Genomic DNA, 14,879 nt, shown 5'->3' with positions numbered 1-14,879 from the left:
ATCTCGGTAAAACCGTGTATTTTCGGCGTTTTCTGCGGGTCAGTTGGCCGGCTAGACGCGGCCACCCAGCCTCGGCAGCACGAACGGGCTGACTGCCTCTTCACTGTTGTTCCAATGCGTGGGCACGCTCAACCGCTTGGCCTCCGCGGCAGCGGCCACCGCCAGCCCCGCATCCTCCACGCTGAGCATCATGCCGCTGTGCTGCAGGTTGAAGAAGCGGATCACCACGCGGCGGCCATTGACGTTCCAGACGCAGGCCGGCACAACGGGGTCATGCCACGGATTGGCCGGCTCGCCATAGTGCACCGTGAGCTGGGCCCGAATGGCCTCATAACCCGCACGGGTGGAGGGGTCATTGGTGGTCATGGAGGTATAGGGCTGCATGCTGATGCCCAGGAACTTCCCGTTGTACTGCGTCCACGAGCTGAAAAGCTCCCCCTCAAGAGGGGTTTGCAGGGCAAAGTGCGTGGTGGCCGAGACGGTGGAGGCCTCATCCCACTTGGCCCCTGAAGTGAAACCCAGCGCTTGGAAGAAGGCTTTTCGGTCGAAGTCGGAGCGGGGCCACATGCCCACAACCAACTTCTCAACAAGCCCCACAATGGCGGCCGGGTCCGGAATCAAAGCTGGCGAATGCTCCTGTGCGTCCATATCGCTACGGTACATCCAGCGAGGGAATATTCCCATAGCTTTGGCAGGGCAGATGAGGGCCTATTCGGAGTCGGTAAAAACCCAGTCGAGCATGTCAAAGACGAACTCGCTGAAAGTTCCCTCTTCATTGATCCACTGGCCCGTAGCATTGTTGCGACGCCACACGATGGGGTCAGGAACGTCAGCCTGATCGGCCAGCATGCCCCACGTGTAGGCCTCATCCTCATCCTCGAGGAACAGCAGGTAGCCGTCCTGGACCTCCAGTTCTTCGGGATCCCAGAAGTAGTAGTAGGCTTCCATGATTTCCTCGCAGTTGCCCAAGGCATGCAGGAATTCGCGCAGGGCCAGCGGCACCGAAATCTTCAATTCCGCAAAGACGTCATCCAGGTCCGCCACGGTGATGCCGTCAGCCTCCTGCCACGGCTCCTGAAGGTACAGGGGCACCAGGCCGCGGAACTTCTCTACGAACATGTCAGACATTCAAATCTCCGAAAAATTGGCGGTTGCGTTGCCTACAATTCTAGCCGGGACAAGCCGCCGGGGGCGCCCGCGATCATGCCACCAACGCCACGGGCCGCAAATGTGACTACGCTGACTAAATGAACGCTGCAGAGCCTCTGATTCATATCCACGACTTCCACATGCACTTTGGTGCGAAGAAAGTCATCGACGGGCTTTCCTTTGACGTTGCGCGAGGGGAAACGTTTGGGTTTCTGGGCAGCAACGGCAGTGGAAAGACGACGACGATCCGGGCTTTGCTGGGCATCTACAGGCCCACCGCGGGAACCTTGGAGATCAACGGCAAGGTCTTCAACGACGACTTTGGTTCCCGCCTTGGCTATCTGCCGGAGGAGCGCGGCCTGTACAAAAAAGAGTCCGTGCTGGATGTGATGACGTATTTTGGCAGGCTTAAGGGCCTGAGCAAGCAGGATTCCCAGAAATTCTCCCGGCAATACCTGGACCGAGTGGATCTGGCCGACAAGGCCGATCTGCGGGTGGACAAGCTTTCCGGCGGTGAGCAACAAAAGATTCAACTGGGCGTCACCATCATGAATGAACCGGAACTGCTGATTCTGGACGAGCCAACCAAGGGTTTTGACCCCGTCAACAGGCGGTTGCTGCTGGACATCATTGAGGAACGCAAGGACGCCGGCGCCACCGTCATGATGGTGACCCACCAAATGGAGGAGGTGGAGCGCCTGTGCGAGAGGATCATCCTGCTCAAGGACGGCCACGCCGAGGCCTACGGCACCGTCGATGAGGTGAAAAACCAATTTGGCGGCCGCACCATCAAGCTCAAATACTCCGGCACCATCGGCGAATCACCCAACTACAAGATCACCCTGCATGAAACCAACTATGCAGAACTCTCCCTGACCCAGACTGCCGACGAGGCCCAGGTGTTGAGAGAGCTGGTTGCCTCCGGCCTGGCCGTCAGTGGATTTGTGGCCGCCAAACGCAGTCTCGATGACATTTTCATACAGGTTTACGGTGACGCATCCGCCGCCCAAAACCAGCATGCAACAGGGCAGGCGAACTGAGATGGCCCGCCATAACCTGGGCACAGTGGTGCAGTTTGAATTCACCAGGACTGTGAAGAAGCGCCGCTTCTGGATGGCTACCCTTGCCATTCCCATATTGTTAGGCCTGGTTTTTGCCCTGGTCTTCGCCAGCAGCTCCTCCACCCAGTCCAGGACGGAGGAGCAAAAGTCCCAGACACTGGATTTCAGTTACACAGACGCATCTGCCTTGATTGACCCGGCCATAGCCAAGGCCATGGGCGGGAGCGTGGAGACAGACCCGGGCACCGCCGTCGAACGTGTCATGGCAGGCGCCCTCAACGCCTACTTCAGCTTCCCGGCCAGCCTGGTCGCGGACCCGGTACTGGTTTTCGGCATGGACCAGGGCATTTTCCAGAATGGCACGTACGACGCCGTGGCCAAACAGCTGGTGGTCCTGTCGGCCCAGGAGAAAGTGGGCTCGGCCGAACTGAGCCGGGCTGTGCAGGGAAATTTCGCCACTGAGTCGCAGACGTTCAAGAATGGCGAGCCGTCGGGTGGCCTGGACACCGTGGTTCCGCCGCTGATGTTCCTGGTGCTGTTTTATGTGGTGATCATCTTGCTGGCCAACCAAATGCTTGCCTCCACCCTGGAGGAAAAGGAGAACCGGGTCACCGAGATGATCCTGACAACCCTGAACCCCACCACCTTGGTGGTGGGTAAAGTGATTTCGCTGTTCATGGTGGGTGCCGTGCAGGCCATTGTGTTTGCATCCCCCATGGCGGTTGGCTACATATTTTTCCACGATCAGCTGGCCATGCCCGACTTTGACCTCTCCAATTTGCAGTTCCAATTCCTGCCCATGCTGGTGGGTGCGCTGCTATTCATTGGCGGTTTCATCCTCTTCACCGGTGTCCTGGTGGGCATCGGCGCCGTCATGCCCACGGCCAAGGACGCCAGCACAGTCTTTGCCCCCGTCATGATCATGATGTTCATCCCGTTTTACATTGTGACAATGGTGGTCAGCGATCCCGGCTCCGTCATTGTCCAAATCTTCACGTTTTTCCCCTTCACAGCACCCATCACGGCCATGCTCCGCAATGCATTTGGATCGCTCGACGGCGCCTCCGCGGCCATTGTGATTGCCGAACTTTTCGTTTTCGGCGTGGTTGCCTTGCGGGTGGCCGTGCACCTTTTCCGCTACGGATCCATTGAGTATTCCCGGAAACTCTCGCTCCGAACCGCGTTCTTCAAGAAGCCGTGACAGGCACCGCGCAGCGTGTCCTGTGGGTGGCCATCCTGGCCTCCTTTGTGGCGTTCCTGGACGGGGCCATTGTCAACGTTGCCCTGCCAGCCGTGACCAAAGACTTAGGTGGTGGCATCACCACACAGCAATGGGTGGTGGATGCGTATTTGCTGGCGCTGGGGTCCTTGATCTTGATGGCCGGATCGCTCTCCGACACTTTTGGGCGGGTGCGGATTCTGCGCGCGGGACTGATCATTTTTGGGCTGGCATCGCTGGCCTGTGCCGTGGCGCCAAGCGCAACGCTGCTGATCGTGGCCCGCGCCGTGCAGGGGGCGGGTGCTGCGCTGCTGGTGCCAAGTTCATTGGCCTTGATTACCTCCACCTTCAGCGGGGCGGCCCAGGCCAAAGCCATTGGCAGCTGGACGGCGTGGACCGGAACGGCGTTCCTGGCCGGTCCGCTGGTGGGCGGGCTGATGGTGGACTATGCCAGCTGGCGGCTCATCTTTGCCATCAACGTTGTGCCCATTGCCGGCACGCTGTGGTTGCTAAGGGGGCTGGCGCTGCCGGATTTCACACCTTTGATGCCGTCCTCCGACCCCACAGCGAAGGTTCGCCGGGTTGACGTTGTGGGGGCAGTGCTGGCTGCTGCAGGCCTTGCCGGAACAGTGTTCGCCCTCATTGAACAAGGCCGCCTGGGCTGGGGGCATCCCGCTGTCTACCTCCCTTTTGGGGCCGGGCTGCTGGCCCTGGCGGGTTTCCTGTGGTGGGAAAGTCGCGTGGGCGCCCCCATGATGCCCCTGGGCCTGTTCCGGATCCGCAACTTTGGCATGGGCAACATAGCCACCACTTTCATCTATGCTGCCCTGTCCTTGGGGCAACTGATGGTGGTGCTGTTTCTTCAGGAGGTTGCGGGATTCTCCGCCGCTCAGGCCGGTTTGGCAGCCATGCCCGTCGCCGTCATTTCGCTGTTTTTGGCGGGGCGGTTTGGGACGCTGGCCGGCAAGTACGGGCCACGCTGGTTCATGGCGGCAGGTCCTATGGTGGCGGGGGCGGGGTACTTGCTCATGACGGCGGCGGCCATGCCTTTCAACTTTTGGTGGCAGATCCTGCCCGGCCAAATCGTCTTCGCGGTGGGTCTGTCCATGACCGTTGCACCCTTGACGGCGGCCATTCTGGGGGCCGTACCCCCGGGACAAAGCGGCATTGGATCGGCCATCAACAATGCAGTGTCGCGGGTGGCCGGCCTTTTGGCGGTGGCCCTGGCGGCTGTTTTGTTGGGCGGAGCACTGGACGTTGAATCCTTCCGGCGCGTCATGTTGATTACAGCAGGCCTTTTTGTTGCGGGCGGGATTGTCTCGGCCCTGGGGATCAGCAACAAGGCAGTGGCCCGGCCGGCTGTGGATGCTGCCGGGGACCCCTGACGCAACACAGTATTGACCCAATCATTTTCTGACGTACATTGGCTGGAAACAGTCATTGAAAGGACACCATCATGGGGCAAGAGACGCTGATGATTGCCTGCGCCCACGGCACCAACCATGCGCAGGGCCAGGCTCGCATTAATGAACTCAGGGCAGAAATTGCCGCACTGCGCCCGGGCCTGAGCGTGCTGGAGGCGTACGTGGATGTCCAGGAGCCTGCGTTGCCGGATGTGGTGGCCGGATTGGCGCCGGGCGTGCGGGCGGTGGTGGTGCCCTTGCTGCTGACCGTTGGATTTCACGTGCAGGTGGATATTGCCCAAGCAGTGGAAAGCCGTCCAGGGTCCCTTGCCGCCAAGCCGTTGGGGCCGGATCCGCGCCTGGCCGGATTGTTGCACAAGCGTCTTGGCGACTTGCCCGCGGACTGGGGAATTGTACTGGCCGCTGCTGGCTCGTCGAGGCCTGAAGCGGCCGAACAAATTGAGGTGTTGGCTGCTGATTTGGCGGTTCTGCGCCCACAACGCATTGTGGCGGCCTATGGTGCCAGCGCCCGTCCCTCGGTGCCAGAGGCAGTGGCGCAACTGCGGGCCGCAGGAGCCGCCGGGGTGGTCATTGCCTCTTACTTGCTGGCACCAGGATACTTCCACGATCAGCTGTCCCAGGCCGGGGCTGATCTGGTGACCGATCCGCTACTGCCCGCAGATCTGCTGGCCCAACTTGCCTTGGAGCACTTTGACTCTGCCCTTGCCGCACAGGGCCGGGGCACCGAAGACTAGCTGCCTTGGTGCCCGCCAGCGGCCGGGAAAGTGCCCGACCACGGTGCGGCAAAGGCCGCAGTCCGGGCTGTCGCTGGGATGATGGGAGGGAAGTTCAGCTAGCGAAAGGCAAAATCGTGGGGGAAAACCCGGTGCAAGGTCCGCAAGATCCGCAAATTCCGCCGGGATGGCAGCCGCCCCAGTACGGCCAGCCCCCCGCGCAGCCGCCCCAACAGCCGCAGTACGGCCAGCCTCCCGCCGGACAGCAGCAGTATCAGCAGCCGCAGTTCCAGCAACAGCCCTATGGCCAATCACAGCCGCCGTATGGCCAGCCGCCGTACCCTCCCATGTACGTCTCCGGAGGTAAGCGCGGCACCAACACCCTGGCCATTGTTTCCCTGGTCTCCTCCTTCTTTGTGGGCCTGGCCGGAATTGTTACGGGGCACGTGGCCTTGAGTCAGATCAAGCGAACGGGGGAGGACGGGAAGGGGCTGGCCATCGCCGGACTCGTCATTGGTTACGTCATGACCCTGGCCACCGTTGTGTGGGCGGTTGCACTGTTCGCATCGCTCTTCCTGATCGGTGTTTCGGGTGATAGTGCCGCGGGTAGCCCGGACGGATCCAGCCAAAAGGGTGGCGTGGCCAGCACGGGCAAGGTCCCGGCCAATGCCAACGCATTCGGCGGCATCACCTTTGGCAAGGGCGGCGCCCTGGTACCGCCTACCACCACCGACCCCAGTGTGGACCTCACCCAGGTGCCCGAGCAGGGCGGGCAGGCGTTGGACCCGGGAGAGATTGGCATTGCGGCATCAGCCAACGGCGAACCCGTGCAAATGGTGGTGTTCATCGATTTCATGTGCCCGCATTGCGCAGCATTTGAGCAAACCCAAGGTCCGGTAATCCAGGCGTTGCAGGAGCAGGGCAAGATCACCGTGGAATACCGTCCCATTGCCTACTTGGACAGGTTCTCCACGGGCACCAACTACTCCTCGCGCTCGGCAGCAGCAGCCGCGTGTGTGGCCGGCGAATCCCCGCAGAACTACAAGAAGTTCTTGGATTCGCTGTTCGCTAACCAGCCAGCCGAGAACAGTGAAGGCCTCGACAACACGGCGCTGGGAGCCATGGCCAAGGAGGCCGGGGCGTCCGACATTGCCGAGTGCATGGACAACAAGACGTTCAGGCCCTACGTTGCTTTTGCCACCGGATTGGCCTCCACTCACGGTGTGCAGGGCACCCCCACGGTGTTCATGGACGGTGTGCGGTGGAAAGACGGTTCGTTCACCGACTTTGCCGCCGCTGCCCTGGCTGCGAAAAAATAGCTGACCCAAATCTGCTGACCTAGGCACGACGCCGGTCCCACCCAAGGCGGGCGGGACCGGCGTCGTACTTCTTTAAATGCGGCGAAGGGCAAGCACAAGTGAGGCAGAAATGGGGCGTATGACGAAATGTTGCCCAAGGTGAAGCAGCATTTCATTCGTGATTGGTGGGCACGCCACGGCACCCTACGCTCGTTCTATGACACAGACAGCTCTAGCCGGAGCGACCGCCCAGGCGCCCTCCGCATCCGAAACAGCGCCGGCACGTCCCGTTCGGGCCCGGCCTGCGGCGAAACCGCACGGCCAGTGGAAGGTGGACGGCACGGCGCCGTTGAACGCCAACGAGGTCTGGAAGCAGGAAGACGGCGGGCTGAGCGTCCGTGAGCGGATCGAGACCATCTATGCCGCCGGCGGCTTCGACAGCATCGAAAAGACCGATCTGCACGGCCGTTTCCGCTGGTGGGGGCTGTACACCCAGCGGAAGCAGGGGATCGATGGCGGCAAGACCGCCACCCTGGAACCCCACGAGCTGGAAGACAAGTACTTCATGCTCCGCGTCCGTATTGACGGCGGCGCCCTGACCACCGAGCAGCTGCGCGTCATCGGGCAGATTTCCACCGACTTTGGCCGCGACACGGCCGACCTCACGGACCGCCAGAACGTCCAGCTGCACTGGGTGCGCGTTGAGGACGTGCCGGAGATTTGGAACCGGCTCGAGGCGGCAGGCCTGTCCACCACAGAGGCGTGCGGCGACGTGCCCCGCGTGATCCTCGGATCGCCCGTGGCCGGCATTGCCAAGGATGAGATCATCGATCCCACCCCGTTGATCAAGGAGGTCAGCGCCCGTTTCATCGGTGATCCGGAACTGGCCAACCTGCCCCGCAAGTTCAAGACAGCCATCACGGGCCACCCATCGCAGGACGTGGTGCATGAGATCAACGACTTTGCCCTGGTGGGTGTCATTCACCCTGAACTGGGTACCGGCTACGATCTCTGGGTGGGTGGCGGGTTGTCCACCAACCCGCGCCTGGCTGAGCGTCTCGGCGTGTTCGTCAGCCCCGAGGTTGCCGCCGAGGTGTGGCTGGGCGTCACCAGCATCTTCCGCGACTACGGCTACCGCCGCATGCGCACCAAGGCCCGCCTGAAGTTCCTGCTGGCGGACTGGGGCCCGGCTAAGTTCCGCCAAATCCTGGAGGACGAGTACCTGGGCCACAAGCTGCCCGACGGCGAGCCCGCCCCCAAGCCCACATCCCCCGGGGACCACATTGGTGTCCACGAGCAAAAGGACGGCAAGTTCTTCATTGGCGTCGCCCCCACCGTGGGCCGGGTGTCCGGCACTATCTTGACGGCCGTGGCTGATGCCCTGGAAGCCCACGGCTCGTTCCGCCTGCGCACCACCCCGCACCAGAAGCTCGTCATCCTCGACGTGCCCAAGGAGCAGGTGGAACCGCTCATCGCCGTGCTGGACGGCCTGGGCCTGTCCGCCCGCCCGTCCCTGTTCCGCCGCTCCACCATCGCCTGCACCGGCATCGAGTACTGCAAGCTGGCCATCGTGAACACCAAGGACACGGCGGCCACGGCCATCAGTGCCTTGGAAACACGCCTGGCCGATCTGGTGGACAGCAAGGTTCTGACCCAGCCGATCGCCCTGAATATCAACGGCTGCCCCAACTCCTGCGCCCGCATTCAGACGGCGGACATCGGCCTGAAGGGCATGATGCTTCCCACGGACGACGGCGGCACAGCCCCCGGCTTCCAGGTCCACTTGGGTGGCGGGCTGGCCACCGACAACCGTGTTGAGGCAGGCCTGGGCCGCACCATCCGCGGCCTGAAGGTCACCGCCGCCGAGCTGCCCGACTACGTGGAACGCGTGGTGCGCCAGTATGTTGGCGCCCGCACCGAGGGTGAGACGTTCGCCGAGTTCGCCCACCGCGCCGATGAGGAGCTGCTGAAATGACAATTTCCACGCTTCGCAGCCACGACGAGCTGAAGGCCATCGCCGAGGCCGGCGCCGCCGAACTGCCGTGGGACGCGTCGGCACAGGACGTCATCGCCTGGGTGTCGCGCAACTTCGAAACCGGGGCGGCCGCCGTCGCCTGTTCCATGGCAGACGCCGTGCTGCCGGCCCTCGTCGCCGACCAGCTGCCCGGCGTCGACGTGCTGTTCTTGGACACGGGCTACCACTTCCCCGAAACCTACGCCACACGCAACGAGGTGGCGGAGAACCTGCGGGTCAACGTGGTGGACGTGCTGCCGTTGAACACGGTAGCCGAGCAGGATTCGCTGCTGGGCAAGGACCTTTTTGCCCGCGATCCAGCCCAGTGCTGCGCCTTGCGGAAAGTTGAACCGCTGAGCCGTTCACTGAGTGGCTACGAGCTGTGGTTTACGGGTGTGCGTCGCGACGAGGCACCCACCCGAACCGACACACCGCTGGTGGTGTGGGATGAAAAGAACGGCCTGGTCAAGGTCAATCCCGTTGCTACCTGGACGTATGAGGAGCTCATCAGCTACTCGGATGACAACCTTTTGCCGGTGAACCCCCTGCTCAGCCAGGGCTACCCGTCCATCGGCTGCGCACCCTGCACCAAGAAAGTGGCCCCCGGCGCCGACCCCAGGTCCGGACGCTGGGCCGGAACCTCCAAGACAGAATGCGGACTACACGTATGAGCACCCAAATTATTGAAACCCCGCTCGAGATTGCCGAGCTGAACTCCTTGGACCTGCTCGAATCCGAGGCCATCCACATCATCCGTGAAGTGGTGGCCGAGTTTGAGCGCCCGGCGCTGCTGTTCTCCGGCGGCAAGGACTCCGTGGTCATGCTGCACCTGGCCACGAAGGCGTTCTGGCCGGGCAAGGTCCCGTTCCCCGTGCTGCACGTGGACACGGGCCACAACTTCCCCGAGGTCATTGACTTCCGCGACAGGACTGTAGAGCGTCTGGGCCTGCGCCTTGAGGTGGGTTCCGTTCAAGAGTTCATCGATTCCGGCGAGCTGGCCGAGCGTGCCGACGGCACCCGCAACCCGCTGCAGACGGTGCCGCTGCTGGATGCCATTTCCAAGAACAAGTTCGACGCCGTCTTTGGTGGCGGCCGCCGCGATGAGGACAAGGCCCGCGCCAAGGAGCGCATCCTGTCCCTGCGTGACGAGTTTGGCCAGTGGGATCCGCGCAACCAGCGCCCCGAACTGTGGAACCTGTACAACGGCCGCCACACGGTGGGCCAACACGTGCGGGCGTTCCCCATCAGCAACTGGACCGAGCTGGACATCTGGCGCTACATTGCCCGCGAGAACATTGAGCTGCCGGGCCTGTACTACGCCCACGACCGTGAAGTCTATGAGCGCGACGGCATGTGGCGTGCCGTGGGCCCGGTGTCCGAACCTCGCCCCGATGAGGAAGTTGTCATCAAGCAGGTCCGCTACAGGACCGTGGGAGACATGTCCTGCACGGGCGCCGTGGCCTCCAGCGCAACAACCGTCCACGACGTAGTACGCGAAGTTGCCGCCTCCACCCTGACAGAACGTGGCGCCACCCGGGCAGATGACCGCATCTCCGAGGCAGCCATGGAAGACCGCAAGAAAGACGGCTACTTCTAATGAGCACTGTTACTGAAACCAACGAAAATTTGGGCCCACGCCGGCAGGGTTCCCTGGCCGAACGAAGCGAGGTTAGGGAGCCGGTGGGGACCCTGTTCCGCTTCGCCACGGCTGGCTCCGTGGATGACGGCAAGTCAACCCTGGTGGGTCGCCTGCTGCACGATTCCAAGGCCATCCTGGCTGACACGCTGGACGCGGTCACCCGCACCTCGGCGGACCGCGGCTTTGGCGGCGAGAATGGCAGCACCCAGAAGATCGACCTGGCACTGCTGACGGACGGCCTGCGTGCCGAGCGCGAGCAGGGGATCACCATTGACGTGGCGTACCGCTACTTCGCCACCGACCGCCGCAGCTTCATCCTGGCGGACTGCCCCGGGCACGTGCAGTACACCAAGAACACGGTGACGGGCGCGTCCACGGCGGATGCCGTCGTCGTCCTGATCGATGCCCGCAAGGGTGTCCTGGAGCAGACCCGGCGCCACCTCTCCGTGCTGAAGCTGCTGCGCGTTCCCAACGTGCTGGTGGCCGTGAACAAGATTGACCTTGTCGATTTCAGCGAGGACGTGTTCCGCACCATCGAGGCTGACTTGCAGTCCGTGGCCGGCGAGATTGGCTTGAGCGACGTCGTCGTGGTTCCCGTCTCCGCACTGGAAGGCGACAACGTGGTGGACCGCTCGGCCCACACACCCTGGTACACGGGCCCCAGCCTGCTGGACATCCTGGAAACGCTGCCCACCACGGACGAGCTGGAGCGTGGGCTGGAACCCTTCCGCTTCCCCGTGCAGCTGGTCATCCGCCCGCAGGGTGCGCTTGCTCCCGAGCTGGCCTTGGCGGACGACGCCGGCGCCTCCTTCCGCGATTACCGCGCCTATGCGGGTCAAGTTGCCTCGGGAGCGGTATCTGTGGGGGAGCAGATCACCGTGCTCCCGGCTGGTCGTACGGCCACGGTGGTGGGCATTGACTTTGCCGGCGCGTCTCTTGACCGCGCCGTTGCGCCTCAATCGGTGTCACTGCGGTTGAGCGAAGAGATCGACATTGCCCGGGGCGACGTCATTGCCGCCACAGGCACCTTTGGCGAGGTCAGCCAGGACGTCTATGCCGAGCTGTGCTGGCTGTCCACCAAGCCGCTGCGTGAGGGATCAAAGGTCCTCATCAAACACGGCAGTAAGACTGTCCAGGGCCTGGTCCGTGCCGTGACAGGCAAGCTGAACCTTGACTCCTTCGAGCTGGAAGCTGCCTCAGGGCTGGAGCTCAACGACATTGGGGCTGCCCAGATCCGCCTGTCATCGCCGCTGCCGGTGGAATCCTACGCCCGCCACCGCCGCACCGGTGCGTTCCTGGTGATCGATCCGCAGGACGGCAACACGCTCGCGGCTGGCCTGGTCAAGGACCACCCGGGCGATCATGAGGACGAGCGCTACGTGATCTAGCGGCGCGTTCACGAAGATTGCCGCCGTTCCCGCATTTTGCCGCCGCTATACCGTCGGCATTTTGCGGGACCGGCGGCATTTTTCGTCCGAAAGTCCATTGACACCGCAACAATGCTTCGGAAGCATGAAACTATCCGCACCATTGTTGGGCCGAGATGGCCTTGTTGAGGGAGAAGTCATGCCAACACAAGTATTCGTCAACCTACCTACCCGCGATCTGGACCGCTCAAAGGAATTCTTCCAAGGGCTCGGCTGGAAGATTGAGCCCTACTTCACCGACGAGAACGCCGCCTGCGTTGTCATTGACGAGAACATCTACCTCATGATGCTGACGTACGACTTCTTCGCCACGTTCACCGACAAGCCCATCATGGATCCCGCCAAGCAGCTCCAGGTCCAGACAGCCCTGAGCCGGGACAGTCGTGAAGAGGTGGACGCGCTGCTTGAGAAGGCCCTTGCCGCCGGTGGCACCGAGCCCCGAACAGGCCAGGACATGGGTTTCATGTACTCCCGCGATTTTGAGGACCCGGACGGCAACTGGTTCAGCATCCTGTGGATGGACCCGAAGGCAGTGGAGCAGGGGCCGGAGGCGTTCATGGCGGGGCAGGTCGACGGCGCCTGACAGCCCGTGGGGATTGCGCCGAGTACACAGAAAAACGGTGCTGGACAAGCTCAGCAGAGGTGAGAGAATTTGAGAAAGACCGGCATTGCGTTCCGGTCACGGAGTTTCAGGTTTTTGCTGTGGCAAGGGGGCGCGTCATTGAAATTCAGGCGGTGAAGGACACGGAATTGCGCGAGGATCACCGGCGATTCCGCGAACAAACGTTGCTGAACGCGGCTCAGGCCATTCGCAACACCATTGTGGGCAGGCTTCACGACGACGGATTGAACCACCACGACGTGCAGTTCAGGGTCAAGTCCGCCGATTCGGCCACCGAGAAGCTGTCCCGCCGGGACAAGGCGGGCGGGCTGAAGTACCCGGGCGGGCTGGAAAAACTCGACGACTTGATCGGCGTGCGGGTCATCTTGTTTGTGGAATCTGACATTGACGCCGTGGCCATTGCCCTCACCAGTCAGTTCATCTGCCACGACGACGAGGACAAGACAGCCATGATGCGCAAGAACGGCGGCATTGGCTACGCCGGGCGGCATCTGACCCTGGAGGTCCCCGCGGACAACCCGCCCACGGCCTGCGCCGAGTATCCGGGCCAGCGCTTCGAAGTGCAGATCCGCACTGTGCTCCAGCACGCGTGGGCCGAGTTTGAACACGACATCCGCTTCAAGGGCTCCAGCGGCGCCAATGCGGAGATCAGCCGTGCGTTCACCATGGCCTCCACCTTGATCGAGCTCGCCGACCAGCAGTTCGTGAACATCAACAGCATCCTCAAGCGCCTGCAGGCGGAGGGCGCCCTTGAAGCCCCAGAACAGTCCCAACTGCTCGACGCCGGGTCCCTTCAGGGTGTGCTGACCCGGGCATTCCCGGGTTACCGCAGCAGCAAGGCGAACCAGTACGACTGGATGGTCAATGTTCTTGCCGCCAACGGCATCGCAACCGTCAGCGCGGCCGAGGAATGGTTGGCCTCCGTGGACCCGGACGAGGTGGCCAAGCTTATGGGCTACAGGTTCCCTCCCGGCCAGGTCCGGGTGGCGGATGACCTGCTTTTGCAATCTCTGGGGGAGTCCCATGTGGCCGCCACCAAGTCGGTGGGCAGCGACACCAACCGCGAAGGCAAGCTGCGCTCCCGGCTGCGCAAGCTCCACTCCGACAGGGCGCGGCAGTAGTCTGCACCGGCGGCTGGAAACACAATAAAATTGGGGACGTTTTGACGGGCAAAAAGGGCAAAAAGGGCAGCAAAAAAGGCGGCACGAGCGCTCCGGTGCAACACCGCCGCGGCTCGGCAGCCTCCACACTGAAGGCTATCAAGTGGGGCGCCATGGCGATTCTGGTGGTCGGCGTCCTCGGGGCCATTCTTGGCTTCGCGGGTGTTCCGCTTCCGGGGGAGCCGGACAACATCAGGATGGAGGATGTGTCCGTCGGGCTGCTCATGGCAGGCTTGTTCACACCCCTGGGGTTCATGGCGCTCTGGGCCACGGTCTCCCAAATTTGGGTTGACGAATCCGGCGACTGGATCAGAGGGGAAAACCGTACGGAGGTGCTGCTTGCCGCAGGGCTCAGCGTGCCATTGGGCGCCCTGGGGCTTGGCATTGTGCTGTTGGGGCTGTCGCCGCTGCTCATGTTGACCCCCGGGTACGGGGATGAGCTCGTAGACAACTTCGGCATGGTTATTGTGGCGTTGTTCCTTGCCTCGGTGTTTCTCGCCGCCACGGCCGCCGCCATGGTCATGGGAGGCTGGAAGGCCGGCGTGGTTGGTGTGGTGTTTGGGCTTGGCTTCGTGTCATTGGTTTTGGGTGAGACCAACCAGGGGGGACTTTGGCAGTGGATGGGCTGGTGCGCCCTGGCATTGGGAACCGCGGGGTTTTACTTTTTGGGGTCCATGTCCGGGCGCCTGCCACTGAGTTTTGCCAAAAACTACGGCAGCTGGTTCAGCATCGCGGGCGGCGCCGCACTGACCGTCTGGGGCATTGCCACAGGTGGCTGGGCCATGGCCGCCGCCGGACTGTTCACGATTGCTGCAGGGCTTGGCCTCTGGTTCGCGGGCAGGGTTGCCAGAAAGAAGGGGCGTGGCACATCTTCCGTCCCTGCAGGCAACAAGGGGGCGGCGCCGCTTTTGTGACGCGGCATGAATTTGCGTGAACCAGTGCGTCAGTGCTGTTGAGTTGGCAGCGGCGGAATCCTTACCGTTGACCCATGATGAAATTCGCCCCTGCCGGAACAGGCCGGCTCCACGCCCGGTCGTTGATGGCCAGCCGTGTGGGCACCCGCCGCAGGCCGACCCGGAATGGGTGGTTGATGCCGCGATGTTGCCCGCTCCGCCCCGCCCAGTGCCCATCACTTGATCACCCACAGAGGATT

At 62.7% G+C, this 14,879-nt stretch carries 14 protein-coding genes; 12 read left to right on the top strand and 2 right to left on the bottom strand.

Annotated features, from left to right (window positions below; genetic code table 11):
• Positions 1-51: 51 nt before the first annotated feature.
• On the bottom strand, positions 52-648 hold the full coding sequence (locus ACX80Q_RS13575; RefSeq protein ID WP_459331061.1) for a hypothetical protein: 597 nt from the start codon (positions 646-648) through the stop codon (positions 52-54).
• A 60-nt stretch (positions 649-708) separates the two neighbouring features.
• Complete coding sequence (locus tag ACX80Q_RS13570; RefSeq protein WP_459331060.1) at positions 709-1,128, bottom strand: hypothetical protein; 420 nt, start codon at positions 1,126-1,128, stop codon at positions 709-711.
• Positions 1,129-1,247: 119 nt separating this feature from the next.
• Between ACX80Q_RS13570 and ACX80Q_RS13565 the strand changes: the two genes are divergently transcribed.
• From ACX80Q_RS13565 to ACX80Q_RS13510, 12 genes are all read left to right on the top strand, one after another.
• Complete coding sequence (locus tag ACX80Q_RS13565) at positions 1,248-2,189, top strand: ABC transporter ATP-binding protein (protein WP_459331059.1); 942 nt, start codon at positions 1,248-1,250, stop codon at positions 2,187-2,189.
• Position 2,190: 1 nt separating this feature from the next.
• Positions 2,191-3,411, top strand: a complete 1,221-nt coding sequence (locus tag ACX80Q_RS13560; RefSeq protein ID WP_459331058.1) for an ABC transporter permease — start codon at positions 2,191-2,193, stop codon at positions 3,409-3,411.
• A complete protein-coding gene (locus ACX80Q_RS13555) occupies positions 3,408-4,814 on the top strand; it encodes an MFS transporter (protein ID WP_459331057.1) in 1,407 nt (468 codons plus the stop codon). Before ACX80Q_RS13560 ends, ACX80Q_RS13555 begins: the two co-directional genes overlap by 4 nt.
• Positions 4,815-4,885: 71 nt before the next feature.
• Positions 4,886-5,587: a sirohydrochlorin chelatase gene (locus ACX80Q_RS13550; RefSeq protein WP_459331056.1), complete on the top strand. Its 702-nt coding sequence runs from the start codon at positions 4,886-4,888 to the stop codon at positions 5,585-5,587.
• A 326-nt stretch (positions 5,588-5,913) separates the two neighbouring features.
• Positions 5,914-6,885, top strand: coding sequence for a thioredoxin domain-containing protein (locus tag ACX80Q_RS13545; RefSeq protein ID WP_459331055.1), 972 nt, complete (start codon positions 5,914-5,916; stop codon positions 6,883-6,885).
• Positions 6,886-7,081: 196 nt separating this feature from the next.
• Complete coding sequence (locus tag ACX80Q_RS13540; RefSeq protein WP_459331054.1) at positions 7,082-8,839, top strand: nitrite/sulfite reductase; 1,758 nt, start codon at positions 7,082-7,084, stop codon at positions 8,837-8,839.
• Positions 8,836-9,549, top strand: coding sequence for a phosphoadenylyl-sulfate reductase (locus ACX80Q_RS13535; protein WP_459331053.1), 714 nt, complete (start codon positions 8,836-8,838; stop codon positions 9,547-9,549). Before ACX80Q_RS13540 ends, ACX80Q_RS13535 begins: the two co-directional genes overlap by 4 nt.
• Entirely contained in the window at positions 9,546-10,475 is a 930-nt protein-coding gene (gene cysD, locus ACX80Q_RS13530; RefSeq protein ID WP_459331052.1) for a sulfate adenylyltransferase subunit CysD, read from the top strand. The genes ACX80Q_RS13535 and cysD overlap by 4 nt, the downstream gene beginning before the upstream one ends.
• Positions 10,475-11,905, top strand: a complete 1,431-nt coding sequence (locus tag ACX80Q_RS13525; protein ID WP_459331051.1) for a sulfate adenylyltransferase subunit 1 — start codon at positions 10,475-10,477, stop codon at positions 11,903-11,905. The genes cysD and ACX80Q_RS13525 overlap by 1 nt, the downstream gene beginning before the upstream one ends.
• A gap of 178 nt (positions 11,906-12,083) precedes the next feature.
• Positions 12,084-12,527: a VOC family protein gene (locus ACX80Q_RS13520; RefSeq protein WP_459331050.1), complete on the top strand. Its 444-nt coding sequence runs from the start codon at positions 12,084-12,086 to the stop codon at positions 12,525-12,527.
• A 119-nt stretch (positions 12,528-12,646) separates the two neighbouring features.
• The gene (locus ACX80Q_RS13515) at positions 12,647-13,687 is read left to right on the top strand and encodes a GTP pyrophosphokinase (protein ID WP_459331049.1); all 1,041 of its coding nucleotides are present in this window, start codon (positions 12,647-12,649) and stop codon (positions 13,685-13,687) included.
• 41 nt (positions 13,688-13,728) lie between these two features.
• Complete coding sequence (locus ACX80Q_RS13510; protein ID WP_459331048.1) at positions 13,729-14,640, top strand: hypothetical protein; 912 nt, start codon at positions 13,729-13,731, stop codon at positions 14,638-14,640.
• Positions 14,641-14,879: the final 239 nt, after the last annotated feature.

This window comes from Arthrobacter sp. HLT1-20, from assembly GCF_054510895.1.
This window is presented reverse-complemented; position numbering and strand designations above follow the sequence as displayed.